Here is a 21,396-nt window from a genome sequence, read left to right on the forward strand (position 1 = left end):
TTGACGTCAATGCGGAAAGCACTGGCCTTGATCCTATGGGCAGCAAACCGCACTCCCATCAAGAAAACCACAATTCTTGCCGAGTCTTCTGCAAGGTCAAGGGAACGGTCCTAACCTGAAAAAAGACGAAGCACCTCCGCATTACCACCCTGTTTTCCGAGTCAGCAATTCCAGCAGAAAGGAGTGTCATGAGCACTTCAGATGATGCGCCCAGGCCGCTGGTAGACCAGTCCGTCCTGGACCGGCTGCGGGAAGAGCTTGAGGAGGAAGAAGGCTACAGCAGGGTCTTCGTGGGGAACTTCATCGAGTACCTGCCACAACGGCTGGCCCGTTTGCGGCTTGCCCTGACCACCGGAGACCTCGACGGATCGATGGATGCCGTCCTCAGCTTGAAGACCTCAAGCCAGATGGTTGGAGCCGAGCGGCTGGCGGGGCTTGCCCTGGAACTGGAGAACGAGATCCGGGCCGAGGCGCGACACGCTGACATGACGGTGGCATTGCCCAGGCTGGCAGCCGCGTACCTGCGGCCCATCACCCAGTGCAGCAGGCAAACCACGCACCGGCTGCAGGCTCAGTGCTGCCCGGGCGCCAAGCGATAACCCACTCCGCGGACTGTTTGCAGCCACCGCGGCTGCTGCGGCGAGTCGCCCAGCTTTTTGCGCAGGTTTCCCATGTGGACCTCGACGGAACGTTCGTCGGCCTCGCTGATGTAACTGCCGACGTCGTAATCCTCATCCCGAAGCCTGCGCACCAGGTCGGACTTGGTCCGGACCGTCCGGCCGGCTTCCAGGAGCGCGTACAGGAGTTCGAACTCCGTGCGGGTCAGGTTCATCTCTTTGCCGTCGACGGCCACCGTGCGGGACGCGTAGCTAAGCTCCAGCCCGTTGTGGCTGAAGTTTCCACGCTCGGGGTGGGCAGTTCCGTCTTGGGAAGCATCCACCGTTACCTCGCCGGGGTCGGGAACGGAGCGTGGCCGCCGCATCATGGCCGCGACGCGGGCGCGCAATTCGCGCGGCCGGAACGGTTTGGTGAGGTAGTCGTCCGCACCCGATTCGAGCCCGATCAGGGTGTCCAGTTCCTCGGTGCGGGCCGTGAGCATCACGATGTAGGCATCCGAAAACTCGCGGATCTGCCGCGACACCTCGAATCCGTCGATGTCCGGCAACCCCAGGTCCAGGGTGATGACGTCAGGATTCAGGCTCTTTGCCATCAGGACGCCCTCCGCGCCGCCGCTGGCGACCGAGACGTCGAATCCAGCCTGGGTCAGCACAGTGCGAACCAGTTCCCGAATGTCGTGGTCATCCTCGATGACCAGACCCACACGTGCCTCACTCATAGAGCCCCCTCAGTGCCAACGTCAGAAGTATAGCTGGCTGCGGATATCCTGCTGGTATGGCCCTGCAAACCCCCACATCCGCGTCTTCCACCCCATGAGCGACCCCACAGCCTGGTCCTCCGGACGGCTGCGGTTTTTCAAGCGGCCCTTTCACGAGTACCGGCTGACGGACCGGGTGGCCATGAGCCAGATGCCGTTGTTCGTGACCACCATCCTGACGGCCCTGCTGGTCTGGGCGTTCTTCCCGGACACCATGGACAACTCCCTTTTCGTCACGTTCCTCATCTCCCAGCTGGCGATCATGGCGCTGTGCTACCTCATCCCATGGGAGCGGCTGCCCTACACCAGCTTCCTGGCCATCCCGCTGCTGGACTTCATCTCGATCGCCGCCGGCCGGGAGGGCGGACAGGAAAGCCTCGCGGGTATCAGCCTGCTGGCCGTGTTCCCGGTCATCTGGCTCTGCGCGTCGGGCTACTACCCGCGGGCCGCCTTGTGGCTCTCCTTCCTGGGACCGCTGGCCATTATCTGGGTGCCGTTGCTCCTGAAGGGAAACTACACGCCACAGGACTTTGCCCGGTCGCTCCTGCTGCCGGTCATGATGCTGGGCATTGGCGTCTCAGTGAGCGTCCTGACCCTGAGCATGATGCGCCAGCAGACGCAGCTGGAGGAAAAAGACGAGCAGCTGCGGGCCAACCTGCGCATCAGCAAGCGCCAGGAGGCCCTGTTAAACACCGTGCTGGAAACCGTGCACCTGGGCGTCCTTGCCGTCGACGCCGACGGCCACGACGTCCTGATGAACCGGAAACAGCGCGCCAACCATGAACTGGCCAGGCCAAAGAATATCGCGGACCCCAACGAGTCACAGCTGCTGGTCTTCGGCCCTGACCGCAAGACGCTGGTCGCCGTGGAGGAGCGGCCGGTCCGCCGGGCCGTCCTGGGGGAAACCTTCACCGATTACCTCGTCTGGCTGGGCGAGGGGAAAGAACAGCGGGCCTTTGTCACGACGGCACGCGCCATGAAGGATTCCGATGGCAACCTCGGCGGCTCCGTCATCGTCTTCAGCGACGTCACGGACCTGGTGAACGCGCTCACCGCCAAGGACGACTTCGTCTCCAGCGTCTCCCACGAATTCCGCACGCCATTGACCTCCATCCTCGGGTACGTGGAGATCCTGCTGGCCGATGAGCTGGAAGGGCCGCAGCGCGAGATGCTGGAGATCATCCGCCGGAACTCCGAGCGGCTCCTGACCCTGGTGTCGGATCTGCTGTCCAGCAGGAACGGCCAGTTGATCGTCACGCCCCACGCCGTCGATGTGGCCGAACTCGTGCGCAGCAGCGTCTCCTCCGCGATGCCGCGGGCCGCCGCCGCCGGCGTTGAACTGCGGGCCGAAACCCCGGAGCGCCTGGAAGCTCACGTGGACAGCGCCCGGATCTCCCAGGTCCTGGACAACCTGGTGTCCAATGCCATCAAGTACTCACCGGACGGCGGCGAGGTGGTGGTGTCGCTGGCGCAGGAGGACGGCCACGTGGCCTGCCGCGTCACCGACACCGGCATGGGGATGAGCCCGGAGGACGCCTCCGAAGTGTTCGCCAAGTTCTTCCGCACCAGCAGCGTCCGCCGCACCGCCATCCCCGGCGTGGGCCTGGGCCTGCCCATCAGCAAGGCGATCGTCGAGGCACATGGCGGCACCATCGGCGTCGACAGCACGCTGGGCGAAGGGACCACCTTCATGTTCCGGGTGCCGGTGTAGCGGCCCGCGCCCGCGGGGTTACCTGGCGGGGCCTGCGGGGGCAGGACGCGGGTGGGAAACCACCTCGCCCCAGGACTGGCGGGCGAGGTCCCTGACGGAGGCAAGGATGGCCGACGGCGGCTGGCTGAGATCCAGCGGGAACTCCACGATGTCGATATCGGTGTTAAGGATGCGGCGGAGTTTCATTTCGCCCTTGCCGGCATAGACGAGCCAGGCGGTGGGTACGGCCAGCGCCGTGCAGTGCGCCAGCATCTGGTAATGGTCTGCGGTGAGGGACGCACCGGCGTCCGACGCGGCCCGGTACTTGGCGTTATACGCCACCACCGGCCGCCCACCCAGCAGGTGGACAGCATCCGGGCGCACGGACAGGCGGTCCGAGTCGCGCACCGCCTCGCTGAGGAGGGCGTTGTACCGCAGCCGAAGCTCCCCCGGATACGCGGCCATCGCCGCCCGCAGTGCGGTGCCCACGAAGTCCCCGAACACCTGGGCCATGTCCACCACGAACGAGGCCGTCCGCTGCCTGCCCTCCCCCGCTTCCGCGGACGCGTTGCGCAGGATCAGCTCCGCCAGGCGCAGCACGGCGTGGTAGCGCAGGTTCATCCTGGTGGGCTTCCACGGCGGCACCGGCGCCCCGGACGGAAGGCGCGTGACGGCGTCGAGCTTTCCCTTCAGCTGCCGCAGCCGGCCCAGCACCTCCGGCCGTACCCCCGGCACCTGCCCCATCCGCTCCAGCGCAGCGCGCAGGATCCGGTTTTCCGCGATGTCCTCGGTGAACTCGTCGTAGGAGACCTCCAGGGGAACCAGCATTCCTGGACGGCGGGAGATCTGGTCCGAAATCCGGATGCGTCCCTTGACCGTCCGCAGCGACTCGTCCACGGTGAGGTAGCCCTGCAGGACACCACGGCCCAGGGCCCGTTCGGCCAGCTGCGCCAGCGACTCGGCCAGGGCGCTCCACAGGTCCCGGTCCTCGTCAGCGGCCACCAGGTCCGGCCGGAAGCCCTGATCCCCCGCATAACTGAGGAGGAAGAGGAGCCGGCTGAGCCCCAGCCTGTCCTTGGGCCGGACGTCCAGCTGGAGCGTGGGGGTCCGGACGGAGCCCACCTTGCCCACCGGTTCAATCCGGTACAGCCCCATGCCCATGGGGGATGCCTTGGCCAGCCCGCTGGAGTTCAGGAAGGAAGCACTTGGCGCGTCCAGCCGTTCCACCAGGCCGCCTGACAGCTCGTCCAGGACCAGGTGCCGCACGGACGCCCGGGGATCAGCGCGCTGCAACGCGTCCCAGCAGCTGGTCCAGCCCGAAGCGCTCCTCCAGCTGCGCCCGCGTGAGCTGGCCGTGGTAGTGCTCCTCCAGCAGCGGCATCAGCTCATACTTCCAGATCCGGCGGAGCCCGGCCGGGGTTTGGGCCGCCGGCTTCATGAAGTAGGACGGCCCGATCATCAGGTCCCGGTCCCACTCGTCGATGGCACCGTTCAGCGCATCCAGCAGCAGCGCCGGGGTGGTGTCCAGCTGCCGGGCCTGCAGGAACCGGAGCAGGGAGCCCTTGACCGGCTCGGTCTGCGGGTGCAGCTCAATGAAGGAGAACCGGCGGCGGATGGCTGCGTCCATCATGGCGATGGAGCGGTCCGCAGTGTTCATGGTGCCGATGATGTAGAGGTTGTCCGGCAGCGTGAACGGTTCGTTGGGGCTGTACTGCAGGTAGATCCGGTCGTCGCGGTATTCCAGCAGGAAGTACAGCTCGCCGAACACCTTGGCCAGGTTGGCGCGGTTCATCTCATCGATGATCAGGAAGTACGGCTTCTTCTCGTTCCCGGGCTTGGCGGCTTCCTCGGCCAGGCGGCGCAGCGGGCCAGCCACCAGCTTGAAGGACACCTGGCCCTCGTCCGTCTTGTCCGGCCGGTAGCCCTCGAAGAAGTCCTCGTAGGCATAGGACGGGTGGAACTGGACCAGCTTGACACGCTCGTCGGTGGTGTCGTCCGCCAGCTCGGCGGCGAGGTGCTTGGCCAGGTAGGTCTTGCCGGTGCCCGGAGGGCCGTAGAGGACCAGCTGGCGGTTCTCCTCCAGCAGGTCCGCGATCTCCTGGAGCGGTTCCAGCTCCATGTGCAGCGACGCCGCGAATTCCTGCGTCAGCGGGCGGAAGCCCTCCTGGACAGGCTGGACGACGGCGGCACCGTCAGTGTCGCCGTCGGGCTCGGTTTCCGCCTCGGCAGGCAGCAGCGCCTGCAGCGCCTGGACCACCCGGGTCACGTCCACCACGATGCCGGGGGTGGCGAGCTGGCGCTGGACGTGCCGGGGAAGGCTGGTGGTGGTGTGCCCGTCGTCGAACCAGCGCACCTTGCGCCGCAGCCGGCGGTTGTCGTCGTTGTACTCGGGCTCCCCCAGCACGCCGCCCAGCCGGACAGTTCCGGCGTGCTGGTAGAGCACCAGATCACCCGGTTTCATGACGGTCAGGAAGGCAAACACCGCAGTCTTGGTGTCCTCGCGTTCCACGTAGCCAAGGTGTTTGTAGTCCTCGTCCACGGCGTGCTGGACCAGGCCGGCGGTGACGCCGGGGTCCAGGTGCCGGAGATGTTCGACGTCGAGGGTCACCTTTTCCTCGCCGTGCCAGGCCGTGAGCAGCTCGGCGTGGTCGCTGTGCGTGCGGAGCAGCCAGGCCCGCCGGCCGGGGTCGCCCACTTTGCGCCACTGGCTGACCAGCTGGCGGGAGTACCAGTCCGTGCGCTGGCCCGCCTGCTCGTCCAGGTGCAGCCGGATGCGGTGGATGTCCGCCGTGATGTCCTCTTCGCTGTCGCCGTTGGCCCCGCCCACCAGCGACGCGAACGCGTCCCGGATTTCCTGCCGCTCCACGTCCGCCACCACCGGCTCGAAGTAGCTGGGCCAGGCCAGGAACTCAATGCTGCGGCGGATGGCGGGCTGATCGTCGGGAGTTGATGCAGCGAGGCGGTGGAACTGCACGGGGTCCTTGATGGCCGCCTGCACCACGCTTGCCGGCCGCTGCGCCACGTTCTGCACAAACCGGCACAGCCACTTCAGGTGGTCCCAGATGGTCCAGTTGAATTCGGCGGTCCGGTCGCGGATCACGCCGTGGTCCGTCATGCCGGCGTACAGCTCCTCGGGAAGCTCCAGCGGCGGCTCAAGCCAGCCCGCGGCCTCGGCCACGCGGGCGCGCTTGACCTTCAACGACTTCACTTCGTGGGCCAGCGGAAGCGACTGCAGGAACAGCAGCTCCACGGCCAACTGCTTGGCCCCGCGGGTGGCGCCCTCCAGGTTCTCGCGGAGGTTGGTCATCATCGGGGCCTTGGAGTCGGCGATGCCCCGGTCCAGGCGGTCGAGCAACTCCGCGGCCGCCGGAACCGACCAGGTCCGGGTGCGGCCGTCCAGGGGTGAAGCCTTGCCTTGGAGACCGGGCCCCAGCACGAACCACGCCGCATCCTCGATCTCCTTGGAGATGCCGAGGGCGCGGGTCATGGCAACAGTGGCAGTGGGGGTCATGCCTCCAAATTTACAGGGTCAAGCTGGGCGGCCGCTCCAAACCGTCCGGCCGCCCATCCGCCATGCCGGGCTAAATGCCGGTGGCGGGCCGCTTCCTGCCGAAGACGAAGTACCCCATGGGGCCGATGAAATTGATGAAGGAGGCCGCCCGCCAAACAGCCTTTGGGCCGTTGATCAGCTCGGCGGGCCTGCGCGAGATGTCCCGTTGGGCGGCAACCAGCAGGGACACCTGCATGATCGCGGTGAGGATGATGCCCGCCCTGCCGGATGGGGACATTTCCTTCCATGTCTTCTTGTTCCGGCGGCCATGGGTCTTGTTCTTGGCCATCTTGTTTTTAGCCATCTTGTTTTTAGCCATCGGGGCTTCCTTTCACCGTTCGCTGGTTGTTCCAGTCCAGTGTGTCCAGACCGGCCCTGTCCAGAGGCTTACTGCCTGTAGGGGGCCATCCGTTCCTTTTGTTCCTGGCTGAGTCTCTGCACCCGGCCGGTCGTTTCGTCCACGAACGCCAGGTGGCTGCTCGCCTTCACGCAGTCCTCGCGGGTGACGGGGTCCTGGAGCAGGTAGTGGATATCGAAGCTGGCTCCCTTGACGGCGCCGATCCAGAGCTGCACCACCGCCGGAATGTTGCGGTACTCCAGCGTCCGGACGTAGCGGATCTTGTGATCCACCACCAGCGCCATGGTTCCGGCCGGAACGTCGTTGAACAGCGATACCGGCGGCTCCACACCGGGCAGACCCGCGCCCCGGGGCGGCCCGAAGGCGGCGATCCTCGCCTCCTCCAGCATCCTGACGATCTGGACATTGTTGATATGGCCGTAGGCGTCCATGTCTCCCCAGCGCATCGGCACCAGGACCTCAATGCGCTTACCGCCGTCCGGCCCGGCCCCTTCCGCGGCCTCCCGTCCGTCTTCCTGCCGCTGCAGCCGCTGGGCTGCCTCGGCCTGCTGGGCGCTCAGCTGCGCACCGCCGTCGAGTCGTCCACCGGTACTTCTCCGGCATCTGCACCCGCGAACTGTGACATGTAGAGGCGGTGGTAGGCGCCCCGGGCATCGAGCAGCACCTGATGGTTGCCCTGTTCCACGATTTGTCCGTTTTCCATGACCAGGATGGTATCGGCATCGCGGATGGTGGAGAGCCGGTGGGCGATGACGAAGCTCGTGCGGTCCGAGCGCAACGCGGCCATGGCCTTCTGCACCAGGAGTTCGGTGCGGGTGTCCACGGAACTGGTGGCCTCGTCCAGGATCAGCAGCGAGGGGTTCGCCACGAAAGCACGGGCGATGGTGATGAGCTGTTTCTCGCCGGCGCTGACGTTGTTGCCCTCCTCATCAATCACGGTGTTGTAGCCCTCGGGCAGCGCCCGCACGAAGCGGTCCACGAAGGTGGCCTTCGCGGCGGCCATCACCTGCTCGTGCGTGGCGTTGAGGTTGCCGTAGCGGATGTTGTCGTAGATAGAGCCGCCGAACAGCCACGCGTCCTGGAGGACCATACCCACCTTGGAGCGCAGCTCGGAGCGGCTGAGGTGCGTAATGTCCACGCCGTCGAGCATGATGGAGCCGGCGTTGAGCTCGTAGAACCGCATCACCAGGTTCACCAGCGTGGTCTTGCCGGCGCCCGTGGGCCCCACGATCGCCACTGTGTTGCCGGGCTCTGCCGTGAAGGACAGGTTCTCGATGAGCGGCTTGTCCGGGGTGTAGCTGAAGGTGACGTTCCGGAAGTCCACATGCCCGTCGGTCTTCGGCGGCAGGTGTTCGGTGGCGGTCTCGGCGTCCTGTTCGTCGGCGTCCAGGAATTCGAAGACGCGCTCGGAGGATGCCACGCCGGACTGCAGCATGTTGGCCATGCCCGCCATCTGGCCCAGGGGCTGGGTGAACTCACGGGAGTACTGGATGAACGCGGTGGCATCACCCAGGGACATGGCGCCGGATGCCACCCGCAGGCCGCCCACCACTGCGATGCCCACGTAGCTCAAGTAGGAGACGAACTGCATGACGGGGAAGATGATTCCGGACACGAACTGCGCCCCAAAGCTTGCCTTGTAAAGGGCCTCGTTGCGTTCCTCGAACCGGGCCAGCATGTCCGCATCGCGGCCGAAGACGCGGACCAGGTCGTGCCCGGAAAAGGACTCCTCGATCTGGCCGTTCAATGACCCGGTGTTCTTCCACTGGGCAGCAAAGAGCTTCTGGCTCCGGACTCCGATCAGGCCAGCGGCCACCCCGGACAGCGGAAGCGCGATCAGGGCAATCAGGGCCAACTGCCAGGAGACGATGAACATCATGATCACGATGCCCACCACGCTCAGCACGGAATTGACCAGTTGGGCGAAGGCCTGCTGGAGTGCCTGCTGGATGTTGTCGACGTCGTTGGTCACCCGGGACAGCACGTCGCCGCGCTGCCGGGTGTCGAAGTAGTTCAGGGGAAGCCGGTTCAGCTTGGCCTCGGTGTCATCGCGCAGCCGCCGGATGACCTTCATGACGATCCGGTTCAGCACGTACCCCTGCAGCCACATGAAGATGTTCGCCACGAAGTACATGAGCAGCACGATGGCGATGAGCATGGTGAGCTTGTCGAAGTTGATGCCGGTGCCGGGCACAAGTTCCATGCGGGCCACCATGTCCGCAAAGTTGTCCTGCCCCTGCTGCCGGAGGCCGGCAACGAACTGCTCCTTGCTGGCCCCGGCGGGAAGTTGTTTGCCAACCACCCCGGCGAAGATCACGTCCATGGCCTGGCCCAGGATCTTGGGGGCGATGACGTTGAGGACCACGGAGATGACCACCAGCCCCACCACGGCATAGATGCCCAGCGCTTCGGGCTTCAGCAGCCCCATGAGACGTTTGGCAGACGGCCAGAAATGCTCGGCTTTCTTGGCCGGCATGGCACCGAACATGCCGCCGTCGGCTTCGGTGGGCTGGAACTCCTCTTCGACGTAGTCGTCATCCTCCGGCTGCCCTGCGCCCGGTTGTGCCTCCCCCGCGGGCGGCTGGACGGACATTGGCGTCTCTTCCACGGGACTGGAGTCCTTCTTGCGCGGGCTCATGCCACTTCCTCCACACTCAGCTGGGATTCGACGATTTCCTGGTAGGTGGGTGAGGTTTCCAGTAGTTCCTCATGGGTTCCACGGTCAACGATCCGCCCGTTGTCCAGGACCAGGATCTGGTCAGCCTCGGTAATGGTGGAGATCCGCTGGGCCACGATGATCACCGTGGCGTCCGAGGTGGTGCGTTTGAGGGCGGCACGGAGCCGGGCGTCGGTGGCAACGTCCAGGGCGGAGAAGGAGTCGTCAAACAGGTAGACGCGCGGTTTGGTCACCAGCGCGCGGGCGATGCACAGGCGCTGGCGCTGGCCGCCGGAGACGTTGGTGCCGCCCTGCGAGATCCGGGAATCGAGTCCGTTCTTCTTTTCCCGGACAAATGATTCACCCTGGGCTGTCCGGAGCGCCTCCCACAGTTCCTGGTCGGTCGCCTCGGTCTTGCCGAACCGGAGGTTGTGCCCGATGGTGCCGGAGAACAGATAGGGACGCTGCGGCACCAGGGCGACGCGTTTGGTGATCTCCGCACGGTCCAGCCTGTCCACCGGGACGCCGTCCAGCAGCACCTGGCCTTCTGCGGCGTCGTACAACCGCGGCAGGAGGGAAAGGAGGGACGTTTTGCCGGCACCGGTTGACCCAATGATGGCGATGGTCTGGCCGGGGCGTGCAGTGAAGCTGATGTTGCTGAGCACCGGGGACTCGGCTCCCGGGTAAGCGAACGTGACGTTGCGGTACTCAACCACGCCTTGCAGGGAGGCCGGGGCTTCGGGACGCTCGGGGTCGTGGATGGAAGGTTCGACGCCGAGCACCTCGCCGATGCGGTCAGCACAGACTGAGGCGCGCGGGATCATCATTGCCATGAAAGTGCCCATCATGACGGCCATCAGGATCTGCAGCAGGTACTGCAGGAATGCGGTCAGCGACCCCACCTGCATGGCACCGGCGTCCACCCGCTGCCCGCCAAACCACAGCACAGCGGCAGTGGACAGATGCAGGATCATGCTGATGGCCGGGAACATCAGGACGAACAGGGCGCCGATGCGGAGGGAGACGTCCGTGAGTTCCTTGTTGGCGCCACCGAACCGGTCCGTCTCATACGGTTCGCGGACGAAGGCCCGGACCACGCGGATACCGATGATCTGTTCGCGCAGGACGGCGTTGATCCGGTCGATCTTCCGCTGCATGGAGCGGAACAGCGGCATGAGGCGGACCACCAGGTACCCCACCACCACGGCCAGCAGCGGGACGGACACCCACACCAGCCAGGAGAGGTTGATGTCCTCACGCAGCGCCATGATGATGCCGCCGATGCACATGATGGGAGTGGCGACCATGAAGTTCAGCGCCATCAGCAGGAGCATCTGCACCTGCTGGACATCGTTGGTGCCGCGGGTGATGAGCGTGGGAGCGCCGAACGCGTTGACGTCCTTGGCGGAGAAGCTGGTGACTTTGCGGAACACCGCGCGGCGCAGGTCGCGGCCCACCGCCATGGCCGTCCTGGAGCCGAAGTAGACGCCGGCAATGGCCGCAGCTATCTGGGCGAAGGCCACCAGGAGCATCACTGCACCGGTGCGCCAGATGAAATCGGTGTCTCCGCGGGCCACCCCTTCGTCAATGATCTGCGCATTCAGGCTGGGCAGATACAGGGCGGCAATGGTGGACGCGAGCTGGAAAACGAGGACAGCCAGGATGTACGGCAAATACGGTTTGGAGTAGCGCCGTATAAGGGTGAGGAGCATGGACTCAACTCTAGTGATGCCCACCGACATTGGGTCCCCTTGGAAGCAGGTTTTCCGGCCGGAGCCACTGGTGGAGGGCCAGTCTACGGGGGCACCATGGGCAGCGGCATTCCCCGCAGTCCGCAGTAGAAGCCGCAGCCCGCACCGGAAAGTGTCTTCCCAGTGCGGGCTGCGGCGTTGGTGTTGCCGGTGCGGGGGGCCGCGCCCTGCTGTCGATGGCCTGGCAGGCGCTGCTAGGAGCCGGCCCCGGCGGACGGAGCCTCGGCTGACAGGGCATCGGCTGACGGTGCGTCAGGCGCTGCGGCACTGTGCTTCCCGCGCCCTGCCAGGTACAGCGCGGCCGCTGCCTGGATCTTGCGCTCCTTCAGGAGCTTGCGCTGCATCCTGCTGAGCTCTGCCGCGGTGGCCGCCTGCCTGGCCGCCACGTCCTGCTGGGAGCGCAGCTGTTCCTGGATGTCCAGCACCAGGCCGCCCAGTTCCGCCTGCTGGCGGGCCAGCAGGTGCTGGGTGTCCTGCAGTTTCTGCAGGGTGGCGGCGGCGCTGGCCACCGCGTCGGCAGCCTTGTCCATCGTGTCGGCAGAGCGCAGGTCCAGCCCTTCGGAACGGAAGCTCCTGGCGAAGACTTCCTCGAAGTCCTCCGTGGCTACCCGCCCGGACGCCGCCGCAGCAGCGGCAGCACCGCCGTCGTACATCCTGGCCGGCGCTGAACCCAGCCCTGCAGGTGTGGCACTCCTTGCGGGCAGTCCGTTCCCGGGGGCGTTCCCGACCGGCGGGACCACGGGCAGCTGGCCGGTCATGGCGGTCATTCCGGCTTCGCCGGCGGCGTTGGCCTGCAGTGTGGCCTCGGGGGTGATGTCCACGGTCCTGCGCAGCGGCACCTCCTTGATGAAGATCACGGCGATGAGGGCAACCGCGCTCACGACCGCGGAAATCATGAAGATGCCGGCAGTCGCGTCACCGTAGGCCGCCCGCATGATGTCCGCGACCGGTGCGGGCAGGTCCTTGAGGTCCATGCTGGCGCCGCTGTTGCCGGAAGCCTGGATGCCCAGCTTCGACAGTCCATCGGTGGCCAGGTCCTTGACGTGGTTGGCCATGACGGCGCCCAGGACGGACACGCCGATGGCGCCGCCCACCGAGCGGAAGAACGCGACGGAGGCACTCGCGGAACCGATGTCCTTGGCCTGGACCGTGTTCTGCACGGCGAGGACCAGGTTCTGCATCAGCATGCCCAGGCCGATGCCGAAGATGCCGGTATAAAGGCCGGTCAGCCAGAGTTCGGTGGTGTGGTCCATGGTTCCGGCTAGCGCCAAGCCGCCGATCAGCAGGACGGTGCCGCCGATCAGGAAGCGCTTCCACTTGCCGTAGCGGCTGATCAGCTGACCGGACAGGACGGAACCGACCAGGTTGCCGGCGATCATGGGCAGGGTCAGCAGGCCCGCCTCGGTGGGCGTGGCGCCGCGGGCCACCTGGTAGTACTGGCCCAGGAAGGTGGAGGAGCCGAACATGGCCACGCCCACGGCAACGGATGCCACGATGGCCAGCGCGGTGGTGCGTTCGGAGATGATCTTCAGCGGGATGATCGGCTGCGAGACCTTGGATTCAACCAGGACCAGCAGTGCGAGCAGGAGGACGCCGCCGCCCACCATTACCGCGGTCTGCCAGGACCACCAGTCGTAGTAGTCGGCTTTGCCTGCGAAGGAGACCCAGACCAGGAGCAGGCTGACGCCGGAGGTGAGCAGGATGGCACCGAGCCAGTCGATCTTGGCCGGGCGCTTGATGTGCGGAACCTTGAGCGTGACCTGGAGCAGGATCAGGGCGACGACGGCGAGCGGCACGCAGACGAAGAACGTCCAGCGCCAGCCAAGCGAGCTGTCCACGATGAAGCCGCCCAGCAGCGGTCCGCCGGCGGTACCGACGGCCATGACGGCACCCATGTAGCCGGAGTACTTGCCGCGTTCACGCGGCGGAATGATGGAGCCGATGATCGCCTGGGCCAGGGCAGTCAGCCCACCCATGGCGATGCCCTGGATCACGCGGGCGGTGAGCAGGAACGGGATGTTTTCGGAGAAGCCTGCCATCACCGAGCCGGCCACGAAAATCACGATGCTGAGCTGGACCAGGACCTTTTTGTCGAAGAGGTCGGCGAGCTTGCCCCAGATGGGGGTGGTTGCTGCGTTGGCCAGCAGCGCGGCTGTGATGACCCACGCGAAGTCCGTCTGGGTGCCCTTGAGCTCGGACATGATGGTGGGCAGCGCGTTGGCCACGATGGTGCTGCTGAGGATTGCGGTAAAGAAGGCAGCGAGGAGACCGGTCAGGGCCTCCATGATCTGCCGGTGGTTCATGGGTGCGCCGGGTTCGTGGCGCTTGGATTGCCGCGACTCCTGTTTGGCGCCGCGTTGGCGCTGGCGCTCCTGTTCCTGGTCCGCGGCGGCGGTGACGTTAGCCATTAATGGACTCCTGCGTTTCGTGTTCAATGGTGGTTCCGGCCGCCCTTGCCCGGATGGAATTCTTCAGGGATGTGGTGAGCTTGCTCAGCATCGCGGCTGTTGCCACGGCGTCGTCCTCGTTCCAGTCGGCGAGGTAGGCCTGCAGGGTCTCCGCCCGGTGCCGCACCAACTCCGCAAGCTTTTCCTTGCCGCGCGGGGAGAGTGCCAACAGCTGGGCCCGGCCGTCGTCCGGATCGGGGGTGCGGACCACCAGGCCCGCGTCCGCCAGCTCCGCCACATGCCGGCTCAGCACCGGAGGGCTGACCCCCAGCCGCTCAGCCAGGTGCGCGGCACGGGTCTCCCCTTCGCCGATGAACTTGAGCACGCCCTGGAGGGCGATGCCCGTGTCCTGGCCCTTGATGTTGATCATGGTGACGCAGCGCAATGCGCGCTGGAGGTCATAGATGTTGCTGACGAGGTCGGCTGCAGTGGCCGGCGCGACAGACATGATCCTCCCTAAAGAATTAGTTGCTGCAAGCAACTGTATCAGGAAAAGGTTGCTTAGGGAAACGAAGTTGTTGCCGCTGGCCCTTAAACACACACGCTCCCCCACTTCAGCCGTTGTGGCAGAAGTGAGGGAGCGTGTGAGCGTTATTGGCTACATCAGTCGCCCAGGTGGGTGGGCCCGAACATCTTTAAAAGCGTCTCAACCACGACGACGTTGGGCCCGTCCCCGGCGAAGCCCGCCTTCAGCGCGTCCCCCACATCCTCCGGGGCAACCCGGGTGGCGGGAATGCCGAAGGACTCGGCAAGCCTGACGAAGTCCGGGCGGGCCAGTTCGGTAGCGGTTGCCTTGCCGAAGGCACCCACCATGTATTCACGCAGGATGCCGTAGCCGCCGTCGTCCACGATCAGCCAGGTGACCGGCACGTTGTGCTGTTTCGCCGTAGCCAGTTCGGCGATGGAATACATCGAGGAGCCGTCGCCGGACACGGCGAGTACCCGGCCCGGCCTCCCCTGGGTTTCCAATCCCACGGCCGCTCCAATGGCGCCGGGAAACGCGAAGCCCAGGCCGCCGGCGCCCTGGGCTGAGTGGAACTGCCCCTGCCGCGCGTCCCAGCAGGACCAGCCCCAGTAGGCGGCGATGGTCATGTCCCAGAAGGTCTGCATGTCCGCCGGCACGGCCTCGCGGATGTCGGCCATGAACTTCAGTTCCTTGCCCAGGTCCTGGGATTCCAGCCGGGCGCGGACCTTGGCGAGCGATTCCTGCACCAGCGACTCCGGGGTGGCACCATGCCAGTCCGGGGCCGCGGCCCTGCCGGACTGCAGTGCTTCATCAAGGGCCGCGAGCGCCTGCCCGGCGTCGGCACGGATGCCAAGGCCAGGCCGGTTGGATTCCAGCACCCGCGGTTCGGCGTCGATCTGGATGATCCGCCCGCGTGGTTCGAACGTGAAGTAGTTGGACGTCACCTCGCCCAGCGAGGAGCCGATCACCACCAGGACGTCGGCGTCCTCCAGGACGTCGGTCATGTAGCGGTCCTCGATCCAGGCCTGGAGGGACAACTCGTGGTTCCAGGGGAACGCGCCATTGCCGCCCGGCGTGCAAATCACGGGAGCGCGGAGTTTCTCCGCGATGGACAGGAGGGACTTCTCCGCCTTGCCGCGGCGGGTGCCGCCTCCTGCAATGATTGCCGGGCGCCTGGCTGCTTCCAGCCACTTCACGGCCTCCCGCACCAGTTCGATCCGCGGCGGGTTGTCCGCTGCCTCCGCCAAGGCATCCTCCACTGGAGGCACCATGATGGGATCCAGCAGCACGTTTTGCGGAATCTCAAGCCAGACCGGGCCCTGCGGCGAGGAGATGGCCTCGGTCCAGGCGTCCTGGATGGCGGACGGGATGCCCGATGCATGCTGGATCAAGCGCTGGCTCTTGGTCACGTTCGCCGCCGACGCCTTCTGGTCATCAAGCTGGTGCAGCATCCCCTTGCGCCTGGCACCCAGCCCCTCCAGGGGAATCTGGCTGGCCACCACCACCATGGGCACGCCCGTGGCGTAAGCCTCCTGTAGGCCGGCCAGGGACGTCAGCGCGCCGGGGCCGGTGGACAGGAACAGCACGCCCACTTCCCCGGTGGCGCGGGAGTAGCCGTCCGCGGCAAAGGCGCTGTTGTTCTCGATCCGGGAGGAGACGAAGTGCAGGTTGCCGCGTCCCATCGCGTCGAACAGTCCCAGGGCATGCTGCCCCGGGATGCCGAACACCGTCTTGGCACCCAACGCTTCGAGGGTCTCGACGACGAGGTCCCCGCCATTGCGGGCACCCCTTCCCTCCGCGGGGGCGGGTGCCGCCAGTTCGGTCACCGCCCTACTCCTTGGTGGCCGCGGCGAAGCCGGCGGGACGGCGGGCCTCCTGGCCCAGGGCCTGCGCCTGGTAGCCCGTTTCGGCTCCGAAGCGACTCCCGGGAACGGCATTGTCCGCCATGAGGGTCACCAGTTCGTACGCCACGTGGCTGGCGGCAACACCGGTAATTTCGGCATGGTCGTAGGCGGGCGCTACTTCAACGACGTCGGCCCCCACCAGGTTCATGCCGCGGAAGCCGCGGATGATCTCCAGGAGTTCGCGGCTGGTGATGCCGCCTGCTTCCGGCGTGCCGGTGCCCGGTGCGTGTGCCGGATCCAGGACGTCAATGTCCACCGAGATGTAGAGCGGGCGGTTGCCGATCCGGTCGCGGACCTTGGCGACGGTTTCCAGCACGCCCTGGTAGTAGACGTCCGCTGAAGTGACAATGCCAAACCCAAAGCGGTGGTCGTCGTCGAGATCCTTCTTGCCGTAGAGCGGGCCGCGGGTGCCGATGTGGCTGATGGCTTCAGTGTCCAGGATGCCTTCCTCCACCGCGCGGCGGAAGGGCGTGCCATGGGTGTATTCGGCGCCGAAGTAGGTGTCCCAGGTGTCCAGGTGGGCATCGAAGTGGAGCATGGCAATGGGCCCGCCGGCGCGCTCGGCAGCGGCCCGCAGCAGCGGCAGCGCGATGGTGTGGTCCCCGCCCAGGGTCAACAGCTTGCTCCCGGCGGCGGTGAGGTCCAGCGCGTTCTGCTGGATGGTTTCGATGGCTTCGTTGATGTGGAACGGGTTGACGGCCATGTCGCCGGCGTCGGCCACCTGGATGTTCTCGAACGGGCTGACATCCCAGGCGGGATTGTAGGGACGCAGCAGCCGGCTGGCCTCGCGGACATGGTTGGCGCCGAAACGGGCCCCGGGGCGGTAGGAAACACCTGAATCGAACGGCACCCCCACCACGGTCACGTCAGCCTTGGCCACCTGGTCCAGGCGGGGAAGACGGGCATAGGTGGCAGCTCCGGCATAGCGGGGAATCCGGGATGAATCGATGGGGCCAAGGTTGCCGTTGGCTTCAATGCGCAGCTCTTCCAATGGAGGCCTCTCCTTCGAGGAGGTAAGGGACAGGTGTGACTGCAATCATACACTCCTGTTTCCCTTAGAGCATCAGGTGTTTACCATACCTACCCCCGAACCCCGAGGACAAGTCAGCGGCTGGCGGCGGGCACCAGGACCCAGAGCACCTCTACGGGCTTGTCCGTGGGGTTGACCCAGGTATGGGGTTCGCGGCCGGGAAAGGTTACGGTGTCGCCGGTGCTCAGGTCGTATTCCTCGTTGGTGAGGATCAGCTTGATGGACCCCTTGATCACATGCAGCACATCCACGTCGCAGTCCACCGCATAGAGCTCGGACTCGCCGCGGCCGTGCGGCTCGATCACGGCCTGGATGATCTGGACCCTGCGCTCCGAGCGCGCCGTCAGGAGCCGCTCCACGATGCCCTGGCCTCCGAGCGAAATCCGGGGGCCGTCGTTCCGCTTGGTCAAGTGGGTCTCGGGTGCCGCAAAAAGGTCGCCAATGGAAATGGACAGGACCTGGCAGAGCGTCACCAGTGAGGCCACCGACGGTGAGGTCAGGTCCCGCTCCACCCTGCTGAGGAAACCCTTTGTCAGGCCGGTGGCATCGGCAACCTGCTCGATGGTGAGCCGCTGGGACTGCCGGGCGGCCCGGATCCTTGAGCCGATGGCAACAGGGACGTTACTGGGCTCAACTGGCAGTGCCTTCATCTACGAACCTTTCATGGCCGGCAGTCCGGCTCCACTCTCGAGCCATACTAATCTGCGGCGCTTTTGTGACACGCGCATGCCACACGGGAGCGGCACCGGCGTTCCGATCCTTGACTGTTGCAGCCGTCACACTCTAGTCTTTGGAAACTCCTGTTGCCTATAAGGCAATACCAGGAACCCCTCTCCGTTCGTCCGCGGCGGTGCCGGGCGCCGTCGCCCCCGGCACCACACCCGGCCCACAGCTCCAAGGAGCCAACTATGGATGCAAGTGCCATCAACATCGCCATCGTGGTGGTGTATCTGCTCGCAATGCTGGCCTTCGGCTGGTGGGGCAAATCCCGCACCAGGAACAACAGCGACTTCCTCGTTGCCGGCCGTCGCCTGGGACCGTTCCTGTACACCGGGACCATGGCCGCCGTCGTCCTCGGCGGGGCGTCCACGGTGGGCGGCGTGGGCCTTGGCTACAAGTTCGGCATCTCCGGCATGTGGCTGGTGGTGGCCATTGGCGCCGGCGTCCTGCTGCTGAGCCTTCTCTTCGCCGGGACCATCCAGAAACTGAAGATCTACACCGTGTCCCAGATGCTCACCCTCCGCTACGGGAGCAAGGCCACCCAAGCCTCCGGCATCGTCATGCTCGCGTACACGTTGATGCTCTGCGCCACGTCAACCGGCGCCTATGCCACCATCTTCGTCGTGCTGTTCAACCTGGACCGGGCGCTGGCCATCGCCATCGGCGGCGCGATCGTCCTGGTGTACTCCACCATCGGCGGCATGTGGTCCATCACCCTTGCGGACCAGGTCCAGTTCGTGATCAAGACGGTGGGCATCTTCTTCCTCATGCTCCCCTTCACCCTGAACGCCGCGGGCGGCCTCGACGGGATCCGCAGCCGCGTGGATGCCAGCTTCTTCCAGATGGACGGCATCGGCGTCCAGACGATCATCACCTACTTCGTCGTCTACACCCTGGGCCTGCTGATCGGCCAGGACATCTGGCAGCGCGTGTTCACCGCCAAGACCCCAAGGGTGGCCCGTTGGGGCGGCGCCACCGCCGGCATCTACTGCATCCTCTACGGCGTGGCCGGTGCGCTGATCGGCATGGCCGCCAACGTGGCCCTGGCCAACGTCAAGATCGCGGCGAAGGACGACGTCTACGCCGAGGTGGCCCAGAACCTGCTCCCCGTCGGCATCGGCGGACTGGTCCTGGCCGCCGCCGTGGCTGCCATGATGTCCACCGCGTCCGGCGCCCTCATCGCCGCCGCCACCGTTGCCCGTGCCGACGTCCTGCCGTTCGTTGCCGGCTGGTTCGGCAAGGACGTCAACACCGGCGACACCGAAAACCCGGAGCACGACGTCAAGGCCAACCGCATCTGGGTCCTGGCGCTGGGCATTGTGGCCATCGTCATCGCCATCATCACCAAGGACGTGGTAGCGGCCCTGACCATTGCCTACGACATCCTGGTGGGCGGCCTGCTGGTCGCCATCCTGGGCGGCCTGGTGTGGAAGCGAGGCACCGGCGTGGCTGCCGCCGCGTCCATGGCTGTCGGTTCGGTCATCACCCTCGGCACCATGATCATCCTGGAAGTGAACGCCAAGGCCCCGCTGGACGGGATATACGCCAACGAGCCCATCTACTACGGCCTGATCGCCTCCGCGGTTGTCTACATCACGGCTTCGCTGCTCACCCGCCCCACGGACCCCGCCGTCATGCGTGCCTGGCAGCTTCGTGTTGCCGGCCAGGAGCCGGAAGAAGCGCCCGAGGAAGTCCTCGCCGGCCGCTGACTTGACCAAGCATTAAGCACGACGGCGGCGCCTCCTTTCGCATTCACGCGCAAGGAGGCGCCGCCGTCGTAAGTCCTACCCTCCTGGGTCCCTACCCCTCAGTGTCGCGGGGCTCGTCGTCATCCAGCGGGACCTCGCGGTCCTCGGCGTCGACGACTATCGGTGGCGGCTGGACCACCGGTTCCCCTTCATCAAGGACCCCGTCCTCCGCGTCCGCATCGTCTACCGGTGCATCCTCGGCGTAATCGTAGGCGGGGTCCGCTTCCACGGCGTCCAGGTGCGGCATGTCCGGGTGCTGTCCGGTGGTGCTCATGATTCAACCTCCGTTATTCGCCTGACGTGCTCTTTAGGGTAGGGCGCAGGATGCGCCACACCTTCATCACAGCACCCGCCGGGCGGACGGGTCAATAGTCGTGGCGGCGCCCGGAAGAGTGGCCAACGGGGGCGGTATCGGCCCCGGTTTTAAGGCATACCGAAAGTTCCCAGCGAGGTTGGCCAGCCAAAAAACCGCGGAAATACGCAGTACGCTGGCAAGGCAAAGGCGCGTAAAACATGCCCTTTCCAGCCCAGGAGTTACCAGTGTCGCAGCACGCACAGTCCAACAACGTCGGGTCCAATTCCCGGACCCCGCACCCGGAGGCCGCCGGCACCCCGCAAAGCCAGCCCTCGCCGTCGAACATCAAACGGTGGCGCCAATACCTGGCGGACGAGCGCGCGGAAGCAGCGGTCTACCGGGACCTCGCCCAGAACCGCGAGGGGGAGGAACGGGACATCCTCCTGGCCCTGGCCGAGGCCGAAGGCCGGCACGAAGCCCACTGGCTGGCCCTCCTGGGAGAGCACGCGGGCAAACCAAAGAGGGCCTCGGCGCGAAGCCGGTTCCTGGGGTTCCTGGCGCGGCACTTTGGCTCGGTGTTCGTGCTGGCCCTCGCCCAGCGCGCCGAGGGCCGCTCCCCCTACGCCAAGGACCCCAACGCCACTCCCGCCATGGCCGCCGATGAGCAGATCCATGAGGAAGTGGTGCGGGGCCTGGCAACGCGCGGCCGCAACCGCCTGGCCGGCACGTTCCGGGCAGCCGTCTTCGGCGCGAACGACGGCCTGGTCAGCAACCTCTCCCTGGTGATGGGCATGGCGGCGTCCGGCGTGGCCAGCACCGTGGTGCTGCTGAGCGGCATCGCCGGGCTGCTGGCCGGTGCCATGTCCATGGGCGCCGGGGAATTCATCTCCGTGCGTTCCCAGCGCGAGCTGCTGGCGGCCACCCGCCCCACGCAGATCACGCTGGCGGCCGCGCCCCAGCTGGACCTTGAACACAACGAACTCCTCCTGGTGTACCTGGCCCGCGGGATGTCCCGCGAGGCGGCGGAACACCGGGTGGCCGAGCGCATGGGGCTGCTGTCCTGCGACTGCGACCCCAGCCTGTCCCTGCAGCCGGACCTGCCGGAGGAAGAGGACCAGCACGAGGCCGTGGGGACGGCCTGGGGTGCGGCGCTGTCCAGCTTCTGCTTCTTCGCCTCCGGCGCCATCGTGCCCATCCTGCCGTTCCTGTTCGGCCTGACCGGGGTCGCCGCATTGGTGGTGGCCGGGGTGCTGGTGGGCATCGCCCTGCTGGCCACCGGTGCCGCCGTCGGCCTGCTGTCCGGCACCTCCCCGCTGACCCGCGGCCTGCGCCAGCTCGCCATCGGCCTCGGCGCCGCCGGCATCACCTACCTGCTGGGCCTGCTCTTCGGCACGGCGGTCGGATAG

At 66.3% G+C, this 21,396-nt stretch carries 17 protein-coding genes; 4 read left to right on the forward strand and 13 right to left on the reverse strand.

The window, feature by feature from the left end; translation table 11 throughout:
• Positions 1-188: 188 nt before the first annotated feature.
• Positions 189-599: an Hpt domain-containing protein gene (locus ASG79_RS05280; protein ID WP_018769614.1), complete on the forward strand. Its 411-nt coding sequence runs from the start codon at positions 189-191 to the stop codon at positions 597-599.
• Here the strand turns inward: ASG79_RS05280 and ASG79_RS05285 are convergent.
• A complete protein-coding gene (locus ASG79_RS05285; protein WP_026265822.1) occupies positions 572-1,336 on the reverse strand; it encodes a response regulator transcription factor in 765 nt (254 codons plus the stop codon). The two genes, ASG79_RS05280 and ASG79_RS05285, sit on opposite strands and share 28 nt — an antisense overlap.
• Before the next feature lie 94 nt (positions 1,337-1,430).
• Here ASG79_RS05285 and ASG79_RS05290 point away from each other — a divergent pair, with 94 nt between their 5' ends.
• Positions 1,431-3,086, forward strand: a complete 1,656-nt coding sequence (locus ASG79_RS05290; RefSeq protein ID WP_056389051.1) for a sensor histidine kinase — start codon at positions 1,431-1,433, stop codon at positions 3,084-3,086.
• An 18-nt stretch (positions 3,087-3,104) separates the two neighbouring features.
• Here the strand turns inward: ASG79_RS05290 and ASG79_RS05295 are convergent, their stop codons facing one another.
• The 11 genes from ASG79_RS05295 to ASG79_RS05345 form a co-directional block, all read right to left on the reverse strand.
• Complete coding sequence (locus ASG79_RS05295; protein ID WP_186447836.1) at positions 3,105-4,358, reverse strand: 5-methylcytosine restriction system specificity protein McrC; 1,254 nt, start codon at positions 4,356-4,358, stop codon at positions 3,105-3,107.
• Positions 4,345-6,576, reverse strand: a complete 2,232-nt coding sequence (locus ASG79_RS05300) for an McrB family protein (RefSeq protein WP_056389054.1) — start codon at positions 6,574-6,576, stop codon at positions 4,345-4,347. The genes ASG79_RS05295 and ASG79_RS05300 overlap by 14 nt, the downstream gene beginning before the upstream one ends.
• Before the next feature lie 70 nt (positions 6,577-6,646).
• Positions 6,647-6,904, reverse strand: a complete 258-nt coding sequence (locus tag ASG79_RS05305; RefSeq protein WP_026265820.1) for a membrane protein — start codon at positions 6,902-6,904, stop codon at positions 6,647-6,649.
• A 98-nt stretch (positions 6,905-7,002) separates the two neighbouring features.
• Complete coding sequence (locus ASG79_RS05310; protein ID WP_018769608.1) at positions 7,003-7,419, reverse strand: acyl-CoA thioesterase; 417 nt, start codon at positions 7,417-7,419, stop codon at positions 7,003-7,005.
• Positions 7,420-7,529: 110 nt separating this feature from the next.
• Positions 7,530-9,566, reverse strand: coding sequence for an ABC transporter ATP-binding protein (locus ASG79_RS05315; RefSeq protein ID WP_056389187.1), 2,037 nt, complete (start codon positions 9,564-9,566; stop codon positions 7,530-7,532).
• A gap of 41 nt (positions 9,567-9,607) precedes the next feature.
• A complete protein-coding gene (locus tag ASG79_RS05320) occupies positions 9,608-11,341 on the reverse strand; it encodes an ABC transporter ATP-binding protein (RefSeq protein WP_056389055.1) in 1,734 nt (577 codons plus the stop codon).
• 233 nt (positions 11,342-11,574) lie between these two features.
• Positions 11,575-13,788, reverse strand: a complete 2,214-nt coding sequence (locus ASG79_RS05325) for an MDR family MFS transporter (protein WP_082581685.1) — start codon at positions 13,786-13,788, stop codon at positions 11,575-11,577.
• Entirely contained in the window at positions 13,781-14,275 is a 495-nt protein-coding gene (locus ASG79_RS05330; protein ID WP_018769604.1) for a MarR family winged helix-turn-helix transcriptional regulator, read from the reverse strand. The genes ASG79_RS05325 and ASG79_RS05330 overlap by 8 nt, the downstream gene beginning before the upstream one ends.
• A gap of 155 nt (positions 14,276-14,430) precedes the next feature.
• A complete protein-coding gene (locus tag ASG79_RS05335) occupies positions 14,431-16,119 on the reverse strand; it encodes a thiamine pyrophosphate-binding protein (protein ID WP_056389058.1) in 1,689 nt (562 codons plus the stop codon).
• 4 nt (positions 16,120-16,123) lie between these two features.
• Entirely contained in the window at positions 16,124-17,188 is a 1,065-nt protein-coding gene (gene speB / locus ASG79_RS05340) for an agmatinase (protein ID WP_018769602.1), read from the reverse strand.
• A gap of 113 nt (positions 17,189-17,301) precedes the next feature.
• The gene (locus tag ASG79_RS05345) at positions 17,302-17,877 is read right to left on the reverse strand and encodes a helix-turn-helix domain-containing protein (protein ID WP_018769601.1); all 576 of its coding nucleotides are present in this window, start codon (positions 17,875-17,877) and stop codon (positions 17,302-17,304) included.
• Between the two features lie 258 nt (positions 17,878-18,135).
• Between ASG79_RS05345 and ASG79_RS05350 the strand changes: the two genes are divergently transcribed.
• Positions 18,136-19,656, forward strand: coding sequence for a sodium:solute symporter (locus tag ASG79_RS05350; protein ID WP_018769600.1), 1,521 nt, complete (start codon positions 18,136-18,138; stop codon positions 19,654-19,656).
• A 91-nt stretch (positions 19,657-19,747) separates the two neighbouring features.
• Here the strand turns inward: ASG79_RS05350 and ASG79_RS05355 are convergent, their stop codons facing one another.
• A complete protein-coding gene (locus ASG79_RS05355; RefSeq protein ID WP_056389059.1) occupies positions 19,748-19,969 on the reverse strand; it encodes a hypothetical protein in 222 nt (73 codons plus the stop codon).
• A 266-nt stretch (positions 19,970-20,235) separates the two neighbouring features.
• Here ASG79_RS05355 and ASG79_RS05360 point away from each other — a divergent pair, with 266 nt between their 5' ends.
• Positions 20,236-21,396 carry a VIT1/CCC1 transporter family protein gene (locus tag ASG79_RS05360; RefSeq protein ID WP_056389060.1) on the forward strand — a complete coding sequence of 387 codons (1,161 nt, stop codon included), beginning with the start codon at positions 20,236-20,238 and terminating at the stop codon, positions 21,394-21,396.

It is taken from the genome of Arthrobacter sp. Soil761 (assembly GCF_001428325.1).
Taxonomy (GTDB): domain Bacteria; phylum Actinomycetota; class Actinomycetes; order Actinomycetales; family Micrococcaceae; genus Arthrobacter.

Bases quoted from the DNA above. Each gene is read 5' to 3' on its own strand.
- ASG79_RS05345 (WP_018769601.1), bottom strand. From the start codon at position 17,877: ATGAAGGCACTGCCAGTTGAGCCCAGTAACGTCCCTGTTGCCATCGGC.
- ASG79_RS05350 (WP_018769600.1), top strand. From the start codon at position 18,136: ATGGATGCAAGTGCCATCAACATCGCCATCGTGGTGGTGTATCTGCTC.
- ASG79_RS05330 (WP_018769604.1), bottom strand. From the start codon at position 14,275: ATGTCTGTCGCGCCGGCCACTGCAGCCGACCTCGTCAGCAACATCTAT.
- ASG79_RS05310 (WP_018769608.1), bottom strand. From the start codon at position 7,419: ATGCGCTGGGGAGACATGGACGCCTACGGCCATATCAACAATGTCCAG.
- ASG79_RS05325 (WP_082581685.1), bottom strand. From the start codon at position 13,788: ATGGCTAACGTCACCGCCGCCGCGGACCAGGAACAGGAGCGCCAGCGC.
- ASG79_RS05355 (WP_056389059.1), bottom strand. From the start codon at position 19,969: ATGAGCACCACCGGACAGCACCCGGACATGCCGCACCTGGACGCCGTG.
- ASG79_RS05305 (WP_026265820.1), bottom strand. From the start codon at position 6,904: ATGGCCAAGAACAAGACCCATGGCCGCCGGAACAAGAAGACATGGAAG.
- ASG79_RS05290 (WP_056389051.1), top strand. From the start codon at position 1,431: ATGAGCGACCCCACAGCCTGGTCCTCCGGACGGCTGCGGTTTTTCAAG.
- ASG79_RS05285 (WP_026265822.1), bottom strand. From the start codon at position 1,336: ATGAGTGAGGCACGTGTGGGTCTGGTCATCGAGGATGACCACGACATT.
- ASG79_RS05300 (WP_056389054.1), bottom strand. From the start codon at position 6,576: ATGACCCCCACTGCCACTGTTGCCATGACCCGCGCCCTCGGCATCTCC.
- ASG79_RS05280 (WP_018769614.1), top strand. From the start codon at position 189: ATGAGCACTTCAGATGATGCGCCCAGGCCGCTGGTAGACCAGTCCGTC.
- ASG79_RS05315 (WP_056389187.1), bottom strand. From the start codon at position 9,566: ATGTCCGTCCAGCCGCCCGCGGGGGAGGCACAACCGGGCGCAGGGCAG.
- ASG79_RS05320 (WP_056389055.1), bottom strand. From the start codon at position 11,341: ATGCTCCTCACCCTTATACGGCGCTACTCCAAACCGTATTTGCCGTAC.